Origin of the sequence: Streptomyces sp. TP-A0874 (genome assembly GCF_001748085.1) — a bacterium.
Classification (GTDB): domain Bacteria; phylum Actinomycetota; class Actinomycetes; order Streptomycetales; family Streptomycetaceae; genus Streptomyces.
In genome coordinates this window covers 681,145-704,403 of record NZ_BBZK01000004.1, presented here as the reverse complement: position 1 = coordinate 704,403, position 23,259 = coordinate 681,145, and the positions used below count along the sequence as shown (strand labels likewise).

The 23,259-nt window shown below is 70.2% G+C and carries 16 protein-coding genes and 2 pseudogenes; 9 read left to right on the top strand and 9 right to left on the bottom strand.

Annotated elements, in window-relative coordinates:
• Nucleotides 1-13 precede the first annotated feature (13 nt).
• On the top strand, nucleotides 14-862 hold the full coding sequence (locus BGP73_RS07130) for a fumarylacetoacetate hydrolase family protein (protein WP_069812684.1): 849 nt from the start codon (nucleotides 14-16) through the stop codon (nucleotides 860-862).
• A gap of 54 nt (nucleotides 863-916) precedes the next feature.
• Here the strand turns inward: BGP73_RS07130 and BGP73_RS07125 are convergent, their stop codons facing one another.
• Nucleotides 917-1,165: a DUF397 domain-containing protein gene (locus BGP73_RS07125; protein WP_069812682.1), complete on the bottom strand. Its 249-nt coding sequence runs from the start codon at nucleotides 1,163-1,165 to the stop codon at nucleotides 917-919.
• A 455-nt stretch (nucleotides 1,166-1,620) separates the two neighbouring features.
• Here BGP73_RS07125 and BGP73_RS07120 point away from each other — a divergent pair, with 455 nt between their 5' ends.
• Entirely contained in the window at nucleotides 1,621-3,165 is a 1,545-nt protein-coding gene (locus BGP73_RS07120; protein WP_069812680.1) for a hypothetical protein, read from the top strand.
• Nucleotides 3,166-3,484: 319 nt separating this feature from the next.
• Nucleotides 3,485-4,513 carry an AlbA family DNA-binding domain-containing protein gene (locus tag BGP73_RS07115; protein ID WP_170837762.1) on the top strand — a complete coding sequence of 343 codons (1,029 nt, stop codon included), beginning with the start codon at nucleotides 3,485-3,487 and terminating at the stop codon, nucleotides 4,511-4,513.
• A 59-nt stretch (nucleotides 4,514-4,572) separates the two neighbouring features.
• On the opposite strand, the gene BGP73_RS23475 is transcribed toward BGP73_RS07115, so the two are convergent.
• The 5 genes and pseudogenes from BGP73_RS23475 to BGP73_RS07095 form a co-directional block, all read right to left on the bottom strand.
• Complete coding sequence (locus BGP73_RS23475) at nucleotides 4,573-5,478, bottom strand: hypothetical protein (protein ID WP_244501110.1); 906 nt, start codon at nucleotides 5,476-5,478, stop codon at nucleotides 4,573-4,575.
• A gap of 684 nt (nucleotides 5,479-6,162) precedes the next feature.
• A pseudogene (locus BGP73_RS07105) lies at nucleotides 6,163-6,496 on the bottom strand (helix-turn-helix domain-containing protein).
• The gene (locus tag BGP73_RS07100) at nucleotides 6,493-7,233 is read right to left on the bottom strand and encodes a tyrosine-type recombinase/integrase (RefSeq protein WP_244501109.1); all 741 of its coding nucleotides are present in this window, start codon (nucleotides 7,231-7,233) and stop codon (nucleotides 6,493-6,495) included. Before BGP73_RS07100 ends, BGP73_RS07105 begins: the two are co-directional and overlap by 4 nt.
• Nucleotides 7,230-7,565 (bottom strand): hypothetical protein, encoded by a 336-nt coding sequence (locus BGP73_RS23470; protein WP_244501108.1) that lies wholly within the window; start codon nucleotides 7,563-7,565, stop codon nucleotides 7,230-7,232. Before BGP73_RS23470 ends, BGP73_RS07100 begins: the two co-directional genes overlap by 4 nt.
• A gap of 555 nt (nucleotides 7,566-8,120) precedes the next feature.
• On the bottom strand, nucleotides 8,121-9,587 hold the full coding sequence (locus BGP73_RS07095; RefSeq protein WP_069812676.1) for an aminotransferase class I/II-fold pyridoxal phosphate-dependent enzyme: 1,467 nt from the start codon (nucleotides 9,585-9,587) through the stop codon (nucleotides 8,121-8,123).
• Between the two features lie 347 nt (nucleotides 9,588-9,934).
• On the opposite strand from BGP73_RS07095, the gene BGP73_RS07090 reads away from it, so the two are divergent.
• The 4 genes from BGP73_RS07090 (at nucleotide 9,935) to BGP73_RS07075 (ending at nucleotide 16,890) form a co-directional block, all read left to right on the top strand.
• Entirely contained in the window at nucleotides 9,935-12,913 is a 2,979-nt protein-coding gene (locus tag BGP73_RS07090) for an FAD-binding and (Fe-S)-binding domain-containing protein (RefSeq protein WP_244501128.1), read from the top strand.
• A 7-nt stretch (nucleotides 12,914-12,920) separates the two neighbouring features.
• Nucleotides 12,921-14,027, top strand: coding sequence for an enolase C-terminal domain-like protein (locus tag BGP73_RS07085; protein WP_069813020.1), 1,107 nt, complete (start codon nucleotides 12,921-12,923; stop codon nucleotides 14,025-14,027).
• A 188-nt stretch (nucleotides 14,028-14,215) separates the two neighbouring features.
• Nucleotides 14,216-14,671, top strand: coding sequence for a hypothetical protein (locus BGP73_RS07080; protein ID WP_069812673.1), 456 nt, complete (start codon nucleotides 14,216-14,218; stop codon nucleotides 14,669-14,671).
• Nucleotides 14,668-16,890: an NB-ARC domain-containing protein gene (locus BGP73_RS07075; RefSeq protein WP_069812671.1), complete on the top strand. Its 2,223-nt coding sequence runs from the start codon at nucleotides 14,668-14,670 to the stop codon at nucleotides 16,888-16,890. Before BGP73_RS07080 ends, BGP73_RS07075 begins: the two co-directional genes overlap by 4 nt.
• Nucleotides 16,891-16,929: 39 nt before the next feature.
• On the opposite strand, the gene BGP73_RS07070 is transcribed toward BGP73_RS07075, so the two are convergent.
• Nucleotides 16,930-18,636: a hypothetical protein gene (locus tag BGP73_RS07070; RefSeq protein WP_069812669.1), complete on the bottom strand. Its 1,707-nt coding sequence runs from the start codon at nucleotides 18,634-18,636 to the stop codon at nucleotides 16,930-16,932.
• 671 nt (nucleotides 18,637-19,307) lie between these two features.
• Between BGP73_RS07070 and BGP73_RS21855 the strand changes: the two genes are divergently transcribed.
• On the top strand, nucleotides 19,308-19,898 hold the full coding sequence (locus tag BGP73_RS21855; protein ID WP_139134535.1) for an LppX_LprAFG lipoprotein: 591 nt from the start codon (nucleotides 19,308-19,310) through the stop codon (nucleotides 19,896-19,898).
• Nucleotides 19,899-20,028: 130 nt separating this feature from the next.
• Here BGP73_RS21855 and BGP73_RS07060 read toward each other — a convergent pair whose 3' ends face one another.
• Nucleotides 20,029-20,811 carry a class I SAM-dependent methyltransferase gene (locus BGP73_RS07060; protein WP_069812667.1) on the bottom strand — a complete coding sequence of 261 codons (783 nt, stop codon included), beginning with the start codon at nucleotides 20,809-20,811 and terminating at the stop codon, nucleotides 20,029-20,031.
• 235 nt (nucleotides 20,812-21,046) lie between these two features.
• Here BGP73_RS07060 and BGP73_RS07055 point away from each other — a divergent pair, with 235 nt between their 5' ends.
• Entirely contained in the window at nucleotides 21,047-21,430 is a 384-nt protein-coding gene (locus BGP73_RS07055) for a VOC family protein (protein WP_069812665.1), read from the top strand.
• A 52-nt stretch (nucleotides 21,431-21,482) separates the two neighbouring features.
• Here BGP73_RS07055 and BGP73_RS07050 read toward each other — a convergent pair.
• Nucleotides 21,483-23,047: pseudogene (locus BGP73_RS07050) on the bottom strand (isocitrate lyase/phosphoenolpyruvate mutase family protein).
• Nucleotides 23,048-23,259 lie beyond the last annotated feature (212 nt).

Here is a 23,259-nt window from a genome sequence, read left to right as displayed (position 1 = left end):
GCGGTGGACCACGGTGTTCCTCATCCGAGCCCGGTTCGGGAACCGGACGGTGCTGGCCCGGTCGAGCGCGGGCGCGGCGGCGGCCGTGCTGGTGGCCACGGAATCCTCCCACGTCTGCGCAGACGTCCTCCGGGAATGCCTGGCGGCCGGGACCGACCCGCTCACGGCCGAGGGGCCGCGGGTGCCGGTACGGGCGCTGACCCCGCTCGCTCCGGTACGCAGTCCGGCCGCCGTCGTCGGTGTCGGGCTCAACTACCACGACCATGCCAGGGAGGTCGGCGCCGAACCCGGACCGAGACCCCTGCTGTTCGGCAAGACGCCGGGCGCCCTGGCGGATCCGGATGCCGAGCTGGTGCTGCCCTCGGCCGAGGTGGACTACGAGGGCGAACTCGCGGTCGTCATCGGCAGGGAGACCGCCGGTGTCCCGGTGCGGAAGGCGCTCGGTCACGTCCTCGGCTACACGATCGCCAACGACCTGACCGCTCGTGACTTCCAGCGGGAGGACACCCTGTGGTTCCGGGGCAAGTCCTTCAGGGGCTCCTGTCCACTCGGTCCGGTGCTGGTCAGCGCGGAGGCCGTCCCGGACCTGCGAGCGCTGACCATCCGCACCACGGTGGACGGCGCCGTGGTGCAGCACGGCAGCGTCGCCGACATGATCTTCCCGGTGGCCGAACTGGTCTCGTTCACCAGCCGCTATCTCACCCTCCAACCGGGCGATGTGCTGCTCACCGGCACCCCGTCCGGGGTGGGCGTGGCGCGGAGGCCGCCGCTGCTGCTCACCGACGGGGGCGAGGTGACGGTCGAGATCGACGGCATCGGGCTGCTCCGCAACCGGGTCCGCGTCCGGCTGCCCGAGACCTGAGCGCCTCGCCCCGGCTCGGGTGGAACCGGGGCGAGAGGTGCGTGGACGGAATGGTCAGGGGGTCTGCGTGGCGTAGGACAGGAAGTGGCTCCACGCCGCCGGGGGCAGAGCGAGCTGTGGGCCGTGTTTCCGCTTGGAGTCCCGGACGTGGACGGTGTCGGGGCAGGAGGCTACCTCGACGCAGTCGCCTTGGCTGCCGCTGCTGTAGCTGGACTTGTGCCAGGACAGTGCGACCTCGACGCAGTCGTCACCCTGCGAGCCGCTGTAGCTGCTCTTGAAACAGGACAGTTCGGAAGTGCTCATAGCGCTCCGTAAGTTGTTGGGCGGCCCAGGAGGGCCGGATGTGGCTTATAGCGCTCTGCCTCAGTGGCTTGCGAGGAGTGGCCGTCCGGCTCTCTGGGGCGCCCTGGCTGCTGATTGAATGGGGACTGCTGCATGATCGGGTGACAGCGGGGTTTATGCAGCCAGGGCTGCGGCTGGGGTCTTGATGGTCTCGCACTCGACGGGGGTCAATCGGGCCAGGCGTTTCTGACGCCGGGCTCGCGGTTGCCCGCGACCCGCACGACGTCCTCGCGGAATTCCTTCGGATACGGCTTGGGCACTGCAACATCCTTCCAGGCCGCCTCTCAGCAAGCCAGGTCAGGTGTCACCTGTCCGTGCAGCAGTCCCATCACCCAGCGGGTGGTGGAGGGACCTCGATGCCCGGTGTGGGGAAATCCCGTCGCGCCCCGATAGGTAGAGGCGGAGAATCTTCAGATATGCGGCGACCCTTCTCTTCCTACCCCGTTCCGGAGACCGAGTACTTCGAGCGGGTCCTGCGTCACGACCCGAATTCGCTCACGCAGTTGATCGCGGCCACCAGCGCCAGCCTCCCGCCCGTCCGCGACCTGGCCGCCCGGGGCCTCAGTCTGTATGCGCCGTGGGCCCTGCTCGACGCGGCCTGGGTCTCCCTGGCTCGGGGCCGGGACAGCCGACCCGGCGCGACCAGCGCGGACCTCCATCAGATCCTCGACCTGTTCCTGGCCCTTGACGACCCGGTTACCCAGGAACCGGAAGGCATGAAGCGCTGGGAGGGGTATCTGCAGCGGGCCACTCACCACCAGGGCCCGTGGCAGGAGGACGCCTACGCACAGCTGAGCCGCTCCATTGCCCTGCTGGATCAGACCCCCTACCCAGACGATGCGGACGACCCGCTGGAGGTGATCCTGCCGGGGTGGGACCACGAGCTACTCGGCTGCTCCCTGGCGGACTACCTCGGCATCGTCCACCTCGTCTGGGGCTGCGCCACCGCCCACCCGAATCCGCGCCGTCGCGGACGGTTCGCCCTGGACTGGTTGGCCGTCGCGGACTACGACCAGTTCGACGGGCTCCGCTCCCCCGCCCAGGTCAAGACGGTGCTGAACCGGCACTTCGTCACCACCAAGAACAAGCTCCGCGCAGCCTTCCCCGACGACCACGATCCGCTCCTGCGTCGTTACACCCACAACCCGCTCCGGTCCAGTCCGCTGGTTGGCGGTGTTCCGGGCGGCTACCTCGTCCCGGTGCCGGCTGCCGTACTGGGCAAGGCCACGCCTCTCGGCCTCTACTACACCGGGGGCGACAACAAGTCGGAGTGGGGCAAGGCGTTCACCAACGACGTCGGCAGGCTCTTCGAGCGTTACGTCGGCCGCCAGCTAGACCTACTGCTCGACGCCAAGATCCACCCCGAGGTCCTGGTCAAGATCTCCAAGAAGGACAAGAAGAAGACGATCGACTTCTTCGTCGTCTTCCCCGACCTGGTCCTGCTGGTCGAGGTGAAATCTACCCGCCCGAGCGAGCAACTGCGGCTCGGCGGGCCGGACTTCACCAGCCTGCTCCTCGCCACGCCGCTCAAGAAGGCGTTCGAGCAGATCAACGGGTCGGTGGACCTTCTCCGCTCCGGCAAGTACCCGGAGCTTGCCGACATCCCGGCCGACCGCCGGATGATCGGGATGGTGGTGACCGCGGAGCTGTTCCACCAGATCAACACCCCCGCGTACCGTGCGGCCCTGCCCGACACAGACATCCCTGTGATGGTCACCTCCATCGCCGAACTGGAGGACGCGGTCACCATCACCAGCACCAGCCTGGCCAAGCTCCTCTGCGCAGCCGATGACGCCGGTGTCGCGAACCTGCGCCAGCTGTTCCCTCAGTACGAGTTCCTGGAGCACAACGCCGTCCTGGAGCAGGGCTGGTCCGCGATCCCGTTCGCCCGGCCCTGCCAGCCGCGATCCCAGGACACCGCTGCCGCCGAGCCCGGCAGCGGCCCAGAGCGCCGACCCTGATCGATCTCAGCGCCAATAACGGTTCGAGTGATCCCCGAGGTCGGAGACCCCCCGCGAGTTCGTGGAAACTGAAGGTTCTTTAACGCGAACCCGAGGGTGTGGTGTCCCGATTCAATTCTGGGGGTGCACCGGTGGGTTCGTGGTCAACTCGTGGGATCGGCCTCGGCGGCCTGCTCCAGCAGAACCCATGAGGAGTCCGCGTAGCGCATGGCGGTCTTCTCGTGGAAGCCGAACACTTCGGAGAGGTGGAGAGGGCAGTGCCCGAGGAAAACACCACACGGTCCCGGACCTCGCCTGGGATACTGGTCCGATGCGGGTAATGGATCTGGACAGTGCGCGGTCGGCACTGCACGCAAACAACCCATTGGCGCTCCTGGGGCTGGAGGAGTCCGACTGGCTGGACGCGAAGAGGCAGCCCTACGAACTGAAGAACGCCGGGCACGTGGAGGAACTTGCCAAGGACGTTGCGGCGTTCGCAAACACCGAGCGTGGCGGGCTGCTTGTGCTGGGCATCAGCACACGGGTGGAGGACGGGAGGGAGACTCTCGACCAACTTGTCCCTGTGCCACGCGGCTCAGTAAATCTGGATCAACTCCGCAAGCTCATCCGAGAGCGGATCTCGCCCGCTCCCCGTGGAGTGGTCGTAGAACGGAGCGACTACGGACAAGGCTTGGCCGTCGTGTTCATCTACGTGCCACCGCAGCCTCCTGGCAACCTCCCGCACGTCATCGCGGCCCCGGTGAAGAAGCCCGGCCAGGTAAGTCCGTACACCGTCTACGTGCCGATCAGGGACGCAGACGGCACGTGCCTGCTGCCGCGGACGGATGTCCAGCGTTACCTGGCGGCTGGTTGGGCTGCGCTCGGAAAGTTGAAGGTGCTGGACCACCGCCGAGACCGCGATGTTCTCCTCAGGATCTTGAGGGCAGCCGGTGAGCTCAAAGAGTCCTGTGAGATGGCCGAGGAAGCGTCCCTGACACTGGCCCTGGCGAAGAACCCTGGCGATCCGGAGTTGCAGGCACGGCACCCGGACCCCGAGATCGCGGTGGTGATCGATCAGATCCCGAAGGCCGCATCCGAACGACAGTGGCAGGACAACCTGGCGATCGCCCGGGACGCCCACAGCAGACTGGCCAGGCTCAGAGAGATGGTTCTCATCGACGGACCTGATGAAGTCCGTGAACACCTCAACTGCTTCACCACCCTTGGGCAAGGTCTCATCGAAACGGTTGAAGAGTCACCGCCGATCAACGACTACGACAACATCGTGCTCAGCGACCGCTTTGCCGCCTGTCTGAATGAATTCTGTGACGTCACTCTTACCATCCGAGAGATTCGGGCCACAGGATGACTGCAGTGCCGCGTAGGGGCGGCAGGTCGCTCGACAGACAGCATGGATTTGCGGTCAACTCACGGGGATGCCTCGGCGGCTTGCTCCAGTAGCGCCCGTGTGGAGTCCGCGTAGCGCATCGCGGTCTTTTCGTCGAGTCCGAACACCTCGGCGAGGTGGAGCGGATCGGGCCCGTGGGTCAGGGCCTCTTCGAGTTGCCGGTCGACGCGGAGCCGCTCCAGTGTCGCGTCCTGTCCGCGCATCGAGGCACTGATCCAGTGGTTGCTGGCCCGGCTGGTCTTGGTGGCGGTCTGGTTGTTGATCAGTAGGTGGAGATTTGCGGTGTTCGGCCACCGGCTTCGCCGGTGCTCCAGCCAGTCCAGTAGCAGTTTCAGGGTGAGGTCATCGAGCGGGCGGACGCGTCCGGCGATGGTCAGCCTTCGGTTGCCGAGGTCGACATCGTCGAGCATGAGCCTGCCGATCTGGGCGACCCGGGCGGCATGGACCGCCGCGAGGGCGAGGATGAGTCGTGTTGCCGGGGTGGTGGCCGCCGCGACGGACCGGTCGATCTGGGCAGGGACGAGCGGTTGCAGCACGCCGTACTGGTACTGACCGACCTTGATCCGGCTGGTCGGGTTGCGGAAGATCAGCCCGTTCCGTTTGGCCCAGCTGAACAGCGAACGCAGAGCCACGAGTTGGTCATGCCTTTGGTGGCCGTGCAGTGTCTTGACGTAGGTGAGGATGTCGTCGCGGGTCACTTCCCGCAGGTGGTCGCAGCGGTTCGACCATTCCAGCAGGGCTGGGCGGACGCGGTTGAGATAGAGCCAGACCGTGCTCTCCCGTCGCGGGAGACTGCGGGGGCCGCCGTCGCGCAGGACACGGGTCCAGCGCTCGGTCTCCAACCGGATACCGGGAGCCAGGCCCTCCATTCTGTCGGCGCGCCAGTGTTCGAAGGAGGGTTCGCTGTCGTTCTCGAAGATGCCCATTTCCTCCAAGACCGCGACGGTGTGGCCGACCGGCAGGTCTCGCGCCCGGAGCGGGGCGAAAATTTCGCTGTGCCGGATGACGTCGCCCTTGACGTAGCCGGTGAGGACGAGGGCCAGGCCGCGGTTGACAGCGAAGCGGATGTTGCGTCCCCAGCCGCGGGCCTCGGCGAGCCGGTGGGCGAGATACTTCGCCCAGGTCAGCCAGGGGCCTGATCAGGTCGACGGCGGTTGGGGCGAGACAGCCGTAGTCACGAGGGATCTGTTCGAACAGCGGCATCTGGCTCCAGCCGACCGGGCGCCAGGCCCGTGCGGGCGGTGGCTTGCGCGGGGCCCCTCGCCGTCCTCCGCGCCGCCGCGGCGAAGGTTTCGGTCTTCTGCGGTAGTGCATTCGACGAAGAACAGCTGGTGGTCTCGGACGGCGGCGAGCCGGTCCCGTACGTCCGTCTCGTCTACGGGCCGGCCGGTGCCGGCCTTCCCGCTGAAGCGGGCTGGCACCAGCACAGACGGCAGTATCCCCACTTCAGCGGCTGGATACGGCGGCAGCCACCGCATGCGGCCTCGTCGTGGGTGCGGCCGAACATGTAGCAAGTGGGGCAGAGGCGGCCGCTGAAATTTCCCCAGGCCAGACAGCCGTCGCACGAGTCGGTGGGCTTGACGTGGCCCTTCGGGAAGCGTGCCATCGGCTCACTCCGGCGGCAGCGACCGGCCGTCCCGGCGCTTGGGGATCACCTTCGGCGCGGCAGTTCCCGCGCCGACCGCAGCCCGTTCCGTCTCCTCGCCCTGGCCGGGGTGGCGGACCTGCTCTGGCTCGAGGATCAGCAGGTCGCCGATGTCGCATCCGAGCACGACGCAGATGACGTCCAGGTTCTCCAGCTTGAGCGAGACTGGCTGACCGGACCCACAGCCCGGACATCTTCCCCGCTGAGATCACCAGGCCGTGCTCGGCCAGGCTCCGCTGGAGCTCGGACGCCTTCCAGATACCCTTGTTCGCGGCGGTCAGCCGCAGGTTCCACCTCATCGGGCCAGTCCTTCCAGCCGCCTCGCGGCCCGTTCCATCCCGGCGACCCAGGCGTCCTCAACCCGGGCCTGCTGCACGTGGATATACCGCATCGTGGTGGCGATCCAGGAATGTCCCAAAACCTCCTGGATTGCGAGCAAGTCCAGCCCATTCCCATAGAGCTGGGACGCGCAGAAATGCCGCAGGACGTGCGGCGTCAACTTGTCCAGCCAGCCCGGCAGATGAGCCTTGACCGCGTTGTCGAGCCCGTTGCGCAGAGCGTCATCGCCGACCCGGCGGGCGGAACCGTTGGTGTTCTTCCGCTCGCTCGGGAACAGCGGGGCGCTGGGCCGGGTGTGATCGGCGTCGAACTGACCCCACACGTCCTCGATGAACCACCGAAGCGTCCGATCGGCGCCGTTGATCAGCGGGACCATTCGCTCGCGCGGACCCGAGCCGCGGGCGCCCTTGCCGTGACGGACGTGGAGCTTGCCGAAGCGGCCCAGGTGCCACTTGATGTCGTCCAGGTCAAGGCCGCATGCCTCGCTCACCCGCAGGCCGACCTGGGACATCAGCTTCGAGGCGGTGTAGTTCCGGGCGGTCGGGGCGAACTTCCGGCAGGTCGTCAGCTCGCCGCCCCAGCCCGTGAACAGCGTCCCTATCTCCGGCTCGCTCGGTGGGATCCGCAGCTGGGCATCCTTGGCCCCGCGCGGCCGGTTCATCTCGTCGATCGGGCACTCGACCACCCGGCCGGTCATCCGGTGGAGCTCGACCTTGTGCCGCAGCTCAGGAACATGAAGTACGTGCTCAGCGCCTGCGACCGGCCCAGCCGAGTGCCACTCGGCGAATGCCGCAGCACCTTCCCGAAGTACACGTCCGCATCGGCGGGCTCCATGTCCCACAGCGGCCGGCCGAACCAGGACCTGATCTGATCCAGGTGACCGACGTCCCCGCGGATAGTGCCGTCCGCCAGCCCTGCCGAGGCCCGCGCCAGGACGAACCCTGACAGCACGTCGGTCTCGAACCGCTCCAGTTCCTCCGCCGACGCGGGCGCCCAGTGCTCACGCAGGTCCCGTACGACCGCCAGCACCAACCCGAGCCTCCTCACCTTCAGCCCGACTGCGGATGGGCCGGACGTGGTGAGAACGCTTCAAGAATCCCGAAGTTACGTCACAAGGCCACAGAGCACCTGAAGGAGGAAGAACCCCCTGGCCACGGGGTCAGAGACTCGGGGTCAGGGACTCAGCGGGGCCTGGGGAAACTCGCGGGATGTCGCACAGTAGGCACCCACGACACGCAGAACTTGACAGAGAATGCAGGGGGACGGGGTCGGCCCTTGTTCCTCGGGCAGCGGGCAGTAGCCCCACGAGGGGCCGGTCGTAGGCTGCGCCTTGATGTTGCGGGGGTCGTCTGACGGATCGCCGCAGCCGGCGGCCGTCACCGCGGTGAGCAGAATCAGCGGTAGGGCGGCAACGAGCCGGTAGCGTGGCATGCCCCGATCATGGCAGCCTCCGGCCGCTGCGTCCGCGGGTTTTTCCGCCGCTCCCGGGAGCGGCAGGGGCGACGGCGCGCTCGTATTTGGCGCTTGCCGGTTCCGGTTCGGTTTTCGCGGGGCCGACCGACCCGGGGCGGTTCGGGCCGGCAGTCAGTCCTCGACGGCCACGCGCACGGATGCGACCTCGGGGTCGGCGGCGTCGGGTACGACCATCCCGGCCGCCACCCCGCTGCGCAGATAGCGCAGGACCTCGCTGTCCAGCCGCTCCCCGGGCAGCGCCGCCGGGATGCCGGGCGGGTAGGGCGTGAGCATCTCGGCGCTGATCCGCCCGGCGGCCTCGCGCCAGGGCACCTGCTCGGCCCGTCCGAAGTGCGCGTCGCGCGGCAGCATCACCTGCTCCAGCCGGAGGGCGGCGGGGCTCGGGATCTCCACCGCCGGCGCCGGGCGGAGATCCTCGGCGTGGGCCGAGACGTCCTCGATCGCCGCCAGCAGCCGGCCGGCGGTGTCCTCGTCGTCGGCGTGCGTCAGCTGCGCGTTGATCCGACGGTGATCGGTCAGGTGCAGGTTGACCTGGTGGTGTCGGCGTACCCAGTCGGTGACCCGGTAGCCCGTCGTGCCGAGGGCCGAGACGTCGACCACCACCTGGAGCGGGTCCAGGTCGGTCGCCCTGCCCGGTCCGCAGAAGTCCTCGCGGCCGTGCACCCGCAGACCGTCGATGGCGCCCAGCCGGGACCGCACGCTGGCGGCCAGCGCCAGGGCGTCGTCAAAGAGCGCGCGTCCGTGTTCGACCATCTGGCGGCGCCAGCCGTCCAGGGCGGCGTAGACGAGTACGGACGGGCTCGTGGTGCCGAGGAGGTCCTCTCGCGCTTTGAGGACGGTCGGGTCGATCAGCTCGCCCTGGAGATGGAAGACCGAACCCTGTTCGAGGCCGGAGCCCATCTTGTGTACCGAGGTGACACAGAGGTCCGCTCCGGAGTCCATGGCCCAGGTGGGCAACCGCGGATGGAAGGGCAGGTGGGCGCCCCACGCCTCGTCGACGACGACCGGTCTGCCGTGGTCGTGGCAGACGCGCGCGATCTCGGTGAGGTCGGCGCAGGTCCCGTAGGGGGTGGGCGAGGTGACCAGCGCTCCGCGCGCGTCCGGGTGCTCGGCGAACGCCGCCGCGAAGGCCTCCGCGGCCGGTGGATGCGCCAGGTGGTGGGTGGTGTCCCACTGGGGGTCGATCCAGATCGGGCGGATACCGGCCAGCACGAGGCCGGAGACCACGGATTTGTGCACGTCCCGGCCCACCAGCAGCTTCTCGTGCGGCCCGGCGACCGACAGGATGGCCGCCTTGATGGAGAGCGAGCTGCCGCAGGTGGAGAAGAAGGTGTGCTCCGCCCCCACGGCGTCCGCCATCAGGGCCTGCGCCCGGGCCAGTACTCCACCCGAGGAGGCGCGGTCGTCCAGCCCGCTGATGGCGAGCACGTCAGTGCGGAACACGTCCGCTCCCAGCGTGTCCCGGACCCGGGGGTCCGCCCCGCGCCCCTGCTTGTGGCCGGGAGGGGTGAAGGGGGTCTGCCCCGAGTCGTGGTACGCCGCGAGCGCTTCCAGAACCGGTGCATGAGAATGGTCCATATGTCCTGAATGCCCGAGGCGTGTGCGGGGAAACCGTCCCTGTTCCAGGTCTCGCGACCGACCGCATCGGCTGTTCACCGTGAGTGAACGGCGCCCGGAGTCGTCGACGGACGCTCCGGCGCGGGAGGGCGCCCAGGAACCGGCCGCGAAAGGTGCCAGTGATGTCCGGGAGAGACGACCCACCGGGAACCGCCGCCGAGGAGGCGGTCGGGAAGACCGCGGAGCGGGCGTCCACCGCCGCGCGAGCCGGGAGGCCCCGGGGCGGCGAGCCGCCGCCGGCCGAGCCGAACGTCGCGGCCCTGCACCGGGCGCTCCGCGCCGAGGTGGACGCCGAGGTCCGCTTCGACATGGGCAGTCGCGGTGCCTACTCCACCGACGGGTCGAACTACCGTCAGCTACCGATCGGTGTGGTGGTTCCGCGCAGCGTCGACGCGGGGGCGGCCGCGGTCGCGGTGTGCCGCCGGTTCGGCGCGCCGCTGCTCTCCCGGGGCGGCGGCACCAGCCTGGGCGGCCAGTGCACCAACCGGGCCGTCGTCATCGACTGGACCAAGTACTGCGACCGGATGGTGTCCGTCGACGCCGAGGCGAGGACCTGCGTGGTCGAACCGGGCATCGTGCTGGACGAGCTGAACCGCCAGCTGGCCGGCCACGGGCTGATGCTCGGCCCGAAGCCGGCCACGCACAGCCACTGCTCGCTGGGCGGCATGATCGGCAACAACTCCTGCGGCGCCTCCGCCCAGGCCTACGGCAAGACCGTGGACAGCGTCCGGCGGCTGGAGATCCTGACCTACGACGGCACCCGCTGCTGGGTGGGCCCCACCACCTCGGAGGAGTTCCAGCGGATCGTCGCCGCCGGAGGGCGCCGCGCGGAGCTGTACCGCGGAGTGCGTGAGGTCGTCGACCGTCACCTCGCCGAGGTGCGGCACGGTTTTCCGCAGATCCCGCGGCGCGTCTCGGGCTACAACCTGGACTCGCTGCTCCCGGAGAACGGCTTCGACCTCGCCAAGGCGCTGGTCGGCAGCGAGGGCACCCTGGTCACCGTTCTGCACGCCGAGTTGGAGCTCGTGCCGGTGCCGCGGGCCGAGGCCATGCTGGTGCTGGGCTACCCCGACATCTGCGCGGCCGCCGACGATGTGCCCAAGCTGCTGGAGCACAGCAGCCCGGCGCAGCTGGAAGCGCTCGACGGGCGTATGGCGCAACTGATGCGCGAGGAGAAGGCCTATGTGGAGTCCCTGGACGGCTTCCCGGCCGGGGAGAGCTGGCTCCTCCTCCAGTTCAGGGGTGACAGCCAGGAGGACGTCGACGAGCAGGGCCGCGGCCTGCTCCGCTCGCTCGGCCGCAGTGACGCGGAGGACACCGTGGTCTTCTCCGAGGACCCGGCGCGCGAGCAGCGGATGCTCAAGGCGCGGGAGGCCGGGCTCGGTGTGACCGCGCGGCCCCCCGACGACCGGGAGACCTGGGAGGGCTGGGAGGACTCCGCCGTGCCCCCGGAGAAGCTCGGCGACTACCTGCGGGACCTGAAACGGCTCTTCACCGAGTTCGGCTACGACCACCCCTCCCTCTACGGGCACTTCGGCCAGGGATGCGTCCACACCCGTATCCCCTTCGACCTCAAGACCGCCGAGGGTGTCGCGGACTTCCGGGGCTTCCTGTACCGAGCCGCCGACCTCGTCGCCTCCTACGGTGGCTCGCTCTCCGGGGAGCACGGCGACGGACAGGCCCGCGGCGAACTGCTGACCCGGATGTTCGGCGAGAACCTCGTGCGCGCGTTCGAGGAGTTCAAGGCGGTCTTCGACCCGGACAACCGGATGAACCCCGGCAAGGTCGTGGCCCCGCAACCGGTCGACGGCCAACTCCGGCTCGGAGCGCGGTGGCGGCCGGGGGAGCACGACACCCACTTCGGCTACCCCGACGACGAGCACTCCTTCACCAGGGCGGTCATGCGCTGCGTCGGCATCGGCAACTGCCGCAGCCACACCGGCGGTGTGATGTGCCCGTCGTACCGGGCCACCGGCGAGGAGGAGCACTCCACCCGGGGCCGCGCCCGACTGCTCTTCGAAATGCTCGGGGGACACGCGGACTCCGCCATCACCGACGGCTGGCGCTCCACCGAGGTGCGCGACGCACTCGACCTGTGCCTGGCGTGCAAGGGATGCAAGTCCGACTGCCCCACCGGGGTCGACATGGCCACCTACAAGGCCGAGTTCCTCGCCCACCACTACGCGGGCCGGCGGCGACCGGCAGCGCACTACTCGTTGGGCTGGCTGCCGCTGTGGGCGCGGCTCTCGCGGCTCTCCCCGCGCCTGGTCAACGCCGCGCTACGGGCCCCGGGGCTGGCCGGGCCGGGGAAACGGCTGGCAGGCGTGGCGGCCGAACGCCGAGCACCGGCCTTCGCCCGGGAGTCCTTCACCCAGTGGTGGGCGCGGCGCGGCACCGAGGAGCCGGACCCGACCGATCCGCGGGCCGTGGTGCTTTGGCCCGACACCTTCAGCAACTACTTCCACCCCGACATCGCCAAATCCGCGGTACGTGTGCTGGAGGACGCGGGTTTCCTGGTCGCCGTGCCGTCCGGCACCGTCTGCTGCGGCCTGACCTGGATCTCCACCGGCCAGCTGGCCACCGCGAAGCGGGTGCTGAACCGCACCCTCGAAACGCTCGGCCCGTGGATCGGGGCCGGCACCCCGGTCGTCGGCCTGGAGCCCTCGTGCACCGCGGTCTTCCGCGCCGACGCGCCGGAGCTGCTGCCCGAGAACGAGGACGTCCAACGGTTGTCCCGACAGTTCCGTACCTTCTCCGAACTGCTCTCGAACGACGCCCCCGAAGACTGGCACCCCCCGACGCTGGACCGGCCCGCCGTGGTCCAGACCCACTGCCACCAGCACGCGGTCATGAAGTACGACGCCGACCGCGCCCTGATGCGCGGCGCCGGCATCGACAGCGACGTGCTGGACGCCGGCTGCTGCGGGCTGGCCGGCAACTTCGGCTTCGAGCGAGGGCACCACGAGGTGTCGATGGCGGTCGCCGAGGACGGGGTGCTGCCCGCGGTCCGCGCGGCGGACCCCAGCGCCCTGATCATCGCGGACGGCTTCAGCTGCCGCACCCAGATCGAGGAGGGCGCCACGGGCAGGCGGGCGATGCACCTGGCCGAGGCGCTCGCCCTGGGGCTTGAGGGACCGCTGCCCGAGCGGCACCCGGAAAGCCTCCTCGGCCGGCCGGAGGTCCCCGGCCGCGACGCGTGGCTGACCACGGCGGCGGCCGTGCTCGCCGCCGCCGCGGCGGCGGTGGGTGTCGGCGCCGCCCTGCGCCGCCGCGGCGGCGCACGGTGACCCGCCCATGACGGGCCCGCGGGTGGACGGAGTGGAGACCGCCGTCTTCACCGTCCCCACCGACGCGCCGGAGGGCGACGCCACCCTGGCCTGGGAGTCGACCACGCTGGTCCTCGCCCGGGTGCGCTCCGCCGGGGCCACGGGCATCGGGTACACCTACGGAGCACCGGCCACCGCACTCGTCATCGATCAGCAACTGTCGGCGGTCGTGGTGGGCCGGCCGGTCTGGGACGTCCCCGCCGCCAACGAGGCGATGAACCGCGCGGTGCGCAACACCGGGCGTCCCGGCCTGGTCGCCGGAGCCCTGTCGGCGCTCGACATCGCACTGTGGGACCTGAAGGCACGCCTGCTGGGGCTGCCGCTGGTGGCGCTGCTCGGCGCCTGCCGGGCCGGCGTACCGGTCTACGGCAGCGGCGGCTTCACCACCTACGACGCCGAGCGGCAGGACCGGCAGCTGCGGGAGTGGGTGGCGGGGCAGGGGATCCCACGGGCGAAGATCAAGATCGGGGAGTCCTGGGGAACCGCCCCGGACCGGGACCTCCACCGCGTCGCCCGAGCCCGCCGGAGCGTCGGCGACGCCGCGGAACTGTACGTCGACGCCAACGGCGGCTACACCCGGAAGCAGGCCATCCGGCTCGCCCGCCACCTCGACGACCACGGGGTGACCTGGTTCGAGGAGCCCGTCTCCTCCGACGACCTCACCGGACTGGCGCAGATCAGCGCCGCCACCGCGCCGGACGTGGCCGCCGGTGAGTACGGCTACACGCTGTCCTACTTCGGGCACATGCTCCAGGCCGGAGCCGTGGACTGCCTCCAGGCCGACGCGACGCGCTGCGGGGGCATCACCGTCTGGCTCCGCGCCGCGGCCCTCGCCGAGGCCGCCGGAGTGCAGATCTCCGGTCACTGCGCTCCACACCTGCACGCACACCCGGCCGCGGCCGTGCCCAACCTGCGGCACCTGGAGTGGTTCCACGACCACGTCCGGATCGAGAACCTCCTCTTCGACGGGGTACTCGACCCCGGCGGAGGCAGCGTCCACCCGGGCACGTCCGGGGAGGCGGGCCATGGACTGACGCTGCGGGAGGACCGCGCCGAGGCGTACCGGACCGGCTGACCGCGCAGAGGCCGGCCGGGCGGAAACCTCCGAGCGATCGGCGGCCGGTCACACCGGGAGCAGTGGGCGCTCCCCACCGGGGCGCGTCTGCCTCGGTAACACGCCGACGGCCCGACTACCCAAGCCGCCCCGACCTCTCTACCGTGGCCTTGGCGGGTTCACCAGAGTGTGCGCTACAAGGGGGTTGTATGGACGCCGAGTTGACGGCTCTGGCCGCATCGGGGGCGACGACGCTGGTCGGACTCATGGTGTCGGAGGGCTGGACGCAGGCGCGGGACCGGCTGGCACGGTTCTTCGCCCGGGGCGGCGAGGCGGGGGCGGCCGAGGAGGAGCTACGGCTGTCCCGGGAGGAGTTGGTGGCCGCCCGGGAATCCGAGGACGAGTCGGCCGCCTCCGACATCGAGGCCGGGTGGCGCACACGGCTGCGCCGGGTACTCCAGGCCGACCCCGAAGCGGCGGAGGAACTCCGGTCGCTGCTGGCGGAGATGAGCGCCGGAGCGGAAGAACCGTCCTCGGTGGCGGTACACAACACCATCAGCGGGGGCGTGCAGAACGGGCCGGTCTTCCAAGGCCAGCACTTCTCCGGGCTGACGTTCAACAGCTCCGGTGCGCTCCCGCCCGAACAGGGCCGGGGCGCATCGTGACGGGTGAGGGCAGCCGGCCGGAGAACCGGCAGTTCAGGAACGACCTCTCCGGGAACGCGGACGGCCCGGTCATCCAGGCGCAGAACATCCATGGGGGCATCACTTTCACCGTGCCGCCCCCGCCCCCGAGCGGGCCGGACTCCCGACCCGACCAGGTGCCTGCGCTGACCGTCCCATTCGTCAACCGCACGAAGGAACTACAGGAACTCGGGTTAGCCGACGCTGGCCAGGACGGGCAGGCGGGCGCTGCTTCCGGAGTGCGGCTGGAAGTACTCTCCGGCATGCGCGGTATCGGCAAGACCTCCCTGGCCTGCCGGTACGCGGACGCGGCGCGGGACCGTTTTCCGGACGGGCAGATCTTCATCGACTTCGCCGCACTGCGCGGCAGCCGGACGGGCGGCGACGTCTCCACCGCCCTGGCCAGTGCGCTGTCCGCCCTGGGAGTGGCCGACAGCTACATCCCCGAGTCCCTGGAGGACCGGGTGGCCCTCTTCCGTACCCGGTCCGCCGGACGCCGGCTGCTGATCCTGCTGGACGACGTGGACCAGCCCGCCCAGGTCAGATCACTGGTGCCCAAGGGGCGCGGGAGCACTGTGCTGGTCACCAGCAACAGCGGACTGGGTGAACTGACCCTGGACGGAGCCAGGCCGCTACCCCTGAAACCGCTGGACGACGAGGCCGGCCTCCTGCTGCTGGCCGACCGGTGCGGGAGGCAGGCGGTCGAGGCCGAGCGGCCGGCGGCCCAGCGGCTCGTCGAGATCTGCGCCGGTCTGCCGAAGGCCCTGCACCTGGTCGCCGCGAGGCTGCTGCTGGCCCGGGGACGGCTGTCCATGGCCCGACTCGTCGAGGAACTGGCCGACGAAAACCGCCGCCTGCGAGGACTGTCGCTGCGAGGAGAGCACTCGATGTCCGCCATTCTCGACCTCAGCTACCGCGAACTCCCCTCCGATGCCGCCCGTTTGTACCGGATCCTGGGATGGCTGCCCGGCCGCACCTTCGACGCGGGCACGGCCGCTGCCGCCGCGAGCCTGGACCTCGCGACCGCCGAGCCGGTGCTGGGCCTCCTGGAGGAGGCGAGCCTGCTCGACGCCACGGCGGACGGCCGGTACCGCTTCCACGATCTCGTGCGGCTGCACGCGCGAGAACACGCCGCCGAAGAAGAACCGGCCTCCACCCAGCGAGCCGTGGTCGCGCGAGTCACCGGGCACTACCTCGCCCTCACCGCCTTCGCCGACCGGGCGGTACGCCAGGACCGGCTACGCATCGGGGAACTCGCCGACCTGGTGGGCGAGGCCCCCGATCCCTTCGCCGCCGAGGGCGGACCGGACCCGCTGGCCTGGCTGGACGCCGAGCGCGCCAACATCCTGGCCGTGCTCCGGGAAGCCTCCCGCCTCGGTCTCCACCAGCAGGTGTGGCCGCTGGCGGAGGGGTTCACCGCCCTGTTCCTGCACCGCCGCTACGTCAGGGAGTGGAAGGAATCGCTGGAGTTGGGCGCCACCTCGGCCGCCGAGGCCGTCGTCCCGGCGGCGGAGGCGCGGCTGCGCAGCCTGCTCTCGCGCCCCCTGATGGACCTCGGAGACCACGACCGGGCGCACGGTGAACTGGAGGCGGCCGTCGCCTGCGCGGAGGTGTCGGGGCACACCGCCCTCTCCGCCTCGGTGTACGAGTTCTTCGGACGCTACTGGGACCGCTGCGATCCCTCCCGGGCCATGGCCGCCTACCGGCGTTCCATCGAGCTCAACATCGAGGCGGGGGAGTGGCGCGGAGTGGCCATCGCCACCTACTTCCTGGGATGCGCGCAGGATGCCGCCGGGCACCACCGCCAGGCCCTTGAGACCCTGGGCAGAGCAGAACAGGCGCTGCTGGAGCGCGGTGACGAACGTATGGCGGCCAGGGTGCTGGCCGCCATCGGTGCCGTCCACGAGCAACTGGGCGACACCGGGAAAGCCGTGGAAATCCTCGACGGCGCGGCCCGAGCGCTCCGTGCGCAGCGCGCCAGCCACTACGAAGCACAGACCCTGGTGCGCCTCGCCGATCTTCTCGAACGGACCGGCGGTGCACCGGACGCCCAACGTACCCACCTGGCCCGCGCCGTCGAGATCCACGAGCAGGGCGGCAGCCCGGAGGCCGAGGGGCTGCGGGCACGGCTGCAACGCGTCTCCCGCCCGGAGGACACGGACGTTACGGGCGGCGAGGGTGGCGCCACCGGGCAGGGGTGAGGCCGAGGCGGGCGGTCTCGCCAGTCAGGGCCGCAGCGGTCAGGGCCGCAGGCCGTTGGGCGGGAGATGCCGCACCCGGATTTCGGCTTCCTCCGAACGCAGTTCGCCGACCCGAAGCGTCACGAAGACGTCAGCCATCGGCAGACCGGCTCGGAGGCAGGCGTAGACGAGGGCGGCCGGCAGGCCCGGATCGACGGCCGGGCCGCTGACCGCGACCTCCACGATCCGCCCGTCCCGCATCCCCACCAGACAGTCGCCCCCGCTCAGCGCCACAGCGGCGAGCCGGCTGCCGGGCAGGCGGTTCAACGTGTCCCGGATCCAGCTCAGCGCGGCCACCGCGCTCTGGGCCGGGCGGCTGCGGAGAACCACCGAAGCGCTCTCGGTCAGCCGGTGGTCCTCTTCTTCTTCGTCGCAGGCCAGGTGCACATACGCCGCGGTGTCCTGCTCGCCGTCCCCGCCGGGGTCCACGGCAGCCGGGTGGCGCCGTACGGTGACGACCGTTCCTCCTGGCTCGCGGGAGGCGGTGGTGACCACCGTCCACGAGGCGGTGGCGATGACCGGTGGCTCCGGGTGAGGCAGCCTCAGCGGAAGCGGTGGGGAGGAACCCGGCTCGTCCAGCCTGAGCAACTGGTAGAGGGCGGTGCGCAGCCGGGCCAGCGCACCCCCTGGTTCGGCGAAGGCGAGTTCGGCCACCTCCCGGTAGCGCCCGGGGGTGTGACTCCGAAGCGCGGTGTCGATCTGCCGGCATGGATCCTGCCGGGTGTCGAGGCGTGGCGCGGCCTCTCCCAGGCGGGCCACGGCAGTACCGGGCACCGCGTCCTCGCCGAAGGCGGCGAGCAGCACGGGCTTGCCCAGCGCGGCGCCGTAGAGCGTGACCGAACCGTGGTCGCCCACGACCACGTCGGCCGCCACCAGCGCCGACCGCCAGGCATGGACGGCCGGTATCAGCAGCAGCCCCGCCTCCAGAGCGGGAGCCAGGAGAGTGCGGATCTGCCAGGAGCCGTGCGCCGCCCAGACGTTGGGGTGGACGATCGCGGCCAGCCGGTACTCGTCGTACGGAAGGGCGGCTGCTAACCGGGCCGGCAGTTCCGGGTGCCGGCCGAGTAGGGAGGTGGGCCCCCAGGTGGAGCTGAGCACCACCAGACGCCGCCCCTCTGCGGCACCCAGGGCCCGCCCGTAGGACGGCGCACTGGGGAGGCTGACCCGCAGTTCGTCGAAGCAGGGATCGCCGATGAGCAGGGTCCGGCCGGTGGCCTTCGGGTGCGTGGCGAGCAACTGCTCTTCCTGGCTGGGGTGTGAGACGGCCAGCCAGGCCCGGCCCGACTCCAGCAGTGGCTCGGGCACGATTCCGGAGACCCTGGTCCGCTCGGCCCGGGAGTCCGGTACCAGCTTCTGGAAACCGATGCCGTGCGGCAGGACGAGCACCGGGCACTCCCCCTCCGGCACAGCTATGTTCTCGCTGGCGGTGAGGATGAGGTCAGGGGTGATGTCAGCCAGCTGCGACCAGGGCATGACCCGGCAGCCGGCGTCACGGAGGAGGTCGTGGACTCCGTCGCTGAAGGCCGAGGTGGGGTCGTATGCGAAGACCACGGTGATGCGGTCGTCACCGCGCAGCAGCGCCGGCAGACACTCCAGGACACGCACGGTGGAAGTGACCGTTCGGGCGGCCACCACCAGGGTCCGCACACCGGGGAAGGTGCTCCAGCGGTGCGCGTCATGCCCTACGGGGACCCGGAGATGCCCCATCCCATTACCAGAGTTCACGGGCGCCCCGCACGGCAACCAGAGGTCCTACCGCCTGCCGGGGCTTCCGGCTTCCGGCTTCCGGCTTCCGGCTTCCGGCTTCCGGCTTCCGGCTTCCGGCTTCCGGCTTCCGGCTTCCGGCTTCCGGCTTCCGGCTTCCGGCTTCCGGCTTCCGGCTTCCGGCTTCCGGCGAGGATTTCGTTAGCGCATTTCAACCCGCGACGCAACCCTTCTGCCGGCGTTGCCAGTTCAGCCTCGAATACGACGGATACACCGTACCGGGGGAGGGTGACCGCCAGCTGGTCCGATCCGGGATCCGTACATGCTCTCCAGACCACGCCGTACCACCTCGGCACGGGCCGACTGCCACCGTGTCCGGACGTCCATTCACCTGGACGCCTCCGCACCGTCGCCCAAGCCGCCGAAGCACCGTCAGAATCACCGCGCTCGGTTTGGTCCCCCTATGGCAAGATGCCATCTCATTTCTACTTCAACTGCTGAGGACCCAGGTGTCTGCTGTCCGTCTCCCCACCCCGATAGCCACGGCCGCGTTGGCCGTGTCAGGCCTTCTGCTCGCTGGGACGGTGTCCTGCTCTGCGGAGCCCGGCCCCGCGGCCGCTCAGAGCCGGGCCACGCCAGAGGCCTCCGCCACCGCGGCGGAGGTGTTCGATCCGATGGTTGCGCTGGAGCGGGCCGACAAGTCGCCGTACTCGGCGGACCTGCTTGTGAAGACCGAGGTGGGCGGGGTCGGCAACATGCGCATGTCCGGCCGCGTCAATCTCAACACCGAGTTCACCGGTCGCCTGGAGCTGCGTACCGGTGAGAACACCCCGCCCGAGCAGGCCATGCGGATGGAGATGGTGGTGACCTCCGACGGCCGGTTCGGTCGGGATCTGGATGCGGAGGGCGGCTGGCAACGGCTCCCCAAGTCCGAGACGAACGTCATCACCGACTACGCCGAGTACGCGAAACTGCTGCTGGGCCTCGGCCGCTCGGCGCGCAAGGGTGTCGAGGAACGGGGCGGGGTGACCGCCTACCGTCTCTCGGGGCGCCTCAGGGCCGATCAGATCCGTGCCATCGACCCGAGCGTCCACAACTCGATGCGTACCTCGGGCGTCTCTTCCTTCAAGTGTGACCAGTGGATCGACGAGAACGGGCGCACCGTGCGGTTCGAGCAGTGGATTGACTTCGGCGGCACCGAGGGGCACAACATCGCCACCTTCGCTGATTTCGGTCCCGCCGAGAAGTTCGGGAACCCGATGTAGGAGGGGCCGCAACTCGCATGAGGACGAGTGACCTGTACTTTCCCGGGACGCGCTGCCGACAGGCGCTGAGTGCTGTGCGGAGAAGGAGACTTCGACCCATGATGATGAATCGCCGTGGGCGTCGAGCCCCTTAGCTTCTCCGGTGCGCCTCGATGAGAAAGCGCTGCGAGTGCGCCACGAACGGACCATGGCGCTCGATGAAGGAATGGAGTTCCGCCAGGCGGCCACGGTAGGCGTCCACTGTGAAACCGGGAACGATCCAGATCACCTTGCGCAGAAAGTGGACCACCGCCGCGATGTCGTGGAACTCCATCCGGAGAGCTTCCTGACGCACATCGACGACATCCAAGCCCGCCTCCTCGGCAGCGGCGATCGCCGCGAACGTGCTGCTGCCGGAGTAGGTGGTGGCCGCCGACGGTAGGCGGGCTCCCGTCGGCTGAGGCCCCATCATGAACTCGGTGAGTTCCCGCACCGAGCCCGCACCCACGTGTTGGGCCAGGTACACGCCGCCCGTGCGCAGCACTCGTCGTACCTCGTCCCAGCGGGTCACCACGGGATGCCGGCTGACCACCAGGTCGAACGACTGCTCGGCGAAGGGCAGGTCGGACGCGTCCTCGGCTTCCACGACGGTCGCGCCGAACTTCGCCAGCGTCCGGCGGGCGATCGCGATGTTCGGGGCCCAGGACTCCGTCGCCGCCAGTACCGGCGGAGCGACCGGGACCGAGGCGAGCACCTCGCCGCCACCCGTCTGGATATCGAGGCCGGCCGTAGCTCTCGCCATCCGCTCGGCAAGCAGCCTGGCATAGCCCCAGGACGGCCTCTGCTCGCTGGCGCGACCTGCGAACCAGGAGAAGTCCCACCCCGCGGTGGGGACTGCTTGGCCTTCCGCAACGAGCTGCTCGAACGCACCCATGACAGCAAAGGTGGCAGGCGGACGTGCGGCGTGCATCCGGGTTTCGAGGGCTCACATCCGGCGCGAATCACCTCGCGATTCCCGTGCGACCTTCCGACCACTGAGACCGTGTGCCGACAGGGGAAGATGCGCCATCAGGGATCAGCGGACCCGCACGAAGCGGGCGCGTGCCATATGCGGCCCGTCGGCCGCCTGTACGGCTGAAAAGCCGGGTGGCCCCCGTACACTGCCTGGTATGGCATGCCGTATCAGTGAGCTGGTAATCGATGTCGCCGATCCCGAGCAACTCGCCGCATTCTGGAGCGAGGTCCTCGGCTACGTCGAACTCGACCGGGAGGAAGACGGCAGCATCGAGATCGGCCCGCCCGACGCCGGCTTCGGTGGCCCGCAGCCCACCCTCGTCCTCAGCCCCAGCAGCGCCCCGCGGACCGGGAAGCTCCGACTGCACATCGACGTCAACGCCACCGACCGCGACCAGGACGCCGAGCTGGAGCGGCTGCTCGCTCTCGGCGCCAGGCCCGTCGACGTCGGCCAGACCGGCGGTGAGAGCTGGCATGTGCTGGCCGACCCTGAAGGCAACGAGTTCTGCCTGCTGCACACCCGGCTCCAGCCCCTGTGAGCCAGGAGTTCGTCACCGGGCGGGTGCATGTTCCCGCTTCGGAGCTGGCGACCTATGACCCGGCGGGCCGTACGGTCGTCCGCGGTGTCTCACCAGGCACCCCCAGCTCCTGCACCTCTGCGTAGGGGAGGGCCGTGAGGTCCGTCGGCAGGCCGTCGCGCACGGCGGTCGCGGCGGTCACGGCCGCCGTCAGAGCCCTGCGGTAGAGCAGCGAGCCCAGGCTGACCCTGCGCACGCCCAGCCCGGCGAGGTCGGGGAGGCTCGGTCCGCTGGGCGAGTACAGGATGTTCAGCGGGACGGTGATGCTCGCCGTCAGGGTGGCGATCCCGTCCGGGGCCGACAGCCCCGGCACGAACACGCCGTCCGCACCGGCCTGTTCGTACACCGCGAGGCGCGTCATGGTCTCTTCCTTCTGGCGTCCGAGCCAGTAGGTGTCGGTCCGGGCGTTCACGAACAGCGCGGGCACGGCGGTCTTGATACGGCGGCGATCTTCGCGGCGTGCAGCTCCACGGGGGCGAGGGTGCCGTCGGGGCGACCGTCTTCCAGGTTGATTCCCGCGGCGCCCGCCTCGTGCAGCCTGCTCGCCAGCTCGGCTACTTCCTCCGGGTCATCGCTGAAGCCGCTCTCGGCGTCGACGGTGAACAGGAAGGAGCCCCGTCCGAGCCGGCGGGCCAGGGCCAAGGTCTCTTCGACGGTCGCCGCCGCGCCGTCGGGCAGCCCGGCGGCCGCAGCCACGCCGAGGCTCGTGGTGCCGACCGCCTGGAAGCCCCGCACCGCGAGGACGGCCGCGGTGGCGTAGTCCCATGCGTTGGGCAGCAGCAGCGGGGTGGCCTGGTGGTGCAGGCGGGCGAAGGCGGTCAGCGGGCGTTGGAGCAGACCGTCTGCGAGAGCGAGGGCGTGGGCCCGTCCGGGGCAGGCCCGCGGCGATGCCCCGAAGGTGAGGGGCTCGGGGTGCACGCGGTTGGCGGTCGCGAGATCCAGAAGCACTACATCGCCCTCAGCGATCTCTCGACCGGCGACCTGAGTGGTACGGGCGGCGACCCGGCGCATGGTCGGTACCGGCGGAACTTCCCGGAGCACCCGGGCCAGCGGTACGTCGTCGTCCGCCGCGGCCTCCACCAGTGCGGCCGTCGCCGCGCAGGCCTGTACCAGCAGCCCGATGCGGTTGGCGGCAGCCTCCAGTGCGGCTTCGTCCGCCGGCTCCGGCATCAGCTGCGCCACCAGCCGGGCCACCGCCTCGTCCGCGGCCGGGTCCGTACCCCCGAAGTAGGCACCGGCCACCACCGTCACGGCCTCGGCAACCGCCTCGGGCTCCGGCATCCCCAGCGCCTCGGCGAGGGCACGCACCACCCGTACCCGGACCTCCCCTTCTCGCGCCGCCGCTGCCGCCCGCCTCAGTGTGGCGGGCTCCAGCCGGGCCAGTTCGGCCTCCACCAGAGCCCGCCGCCGCCGGTGCGGCTCACCGGAGCTGAACCGGGCCACGGTGGCACACAACCACGCGACGCTCGCCCCGGCCGGACCGGCGTTCGCCGCGGGCAGTTCCGGTACGAGCGCCGGATCGGCAAGCGCCGCCCGGATGTCCGCGTGATGGTCGAATTCATGCGTCGTGGGAGCCATGGCCCTGACGCTAGGCCAGGGAGGGTTCGGTGAAGGCCGAACCGTCGTTGCAGCGACCTCCTCACCGATTGGAACTGTCGAACACAGCGGCCCCCCATTTGCGCGCCGCCATACCCGACGGAGTTACCCGCAACCGAGTCGTTCAGCTACACCGCTGCACGATCATTATGCTCAAACCGCCACGAATTGCTTCAGCGGCAGTGGGGAGCTCA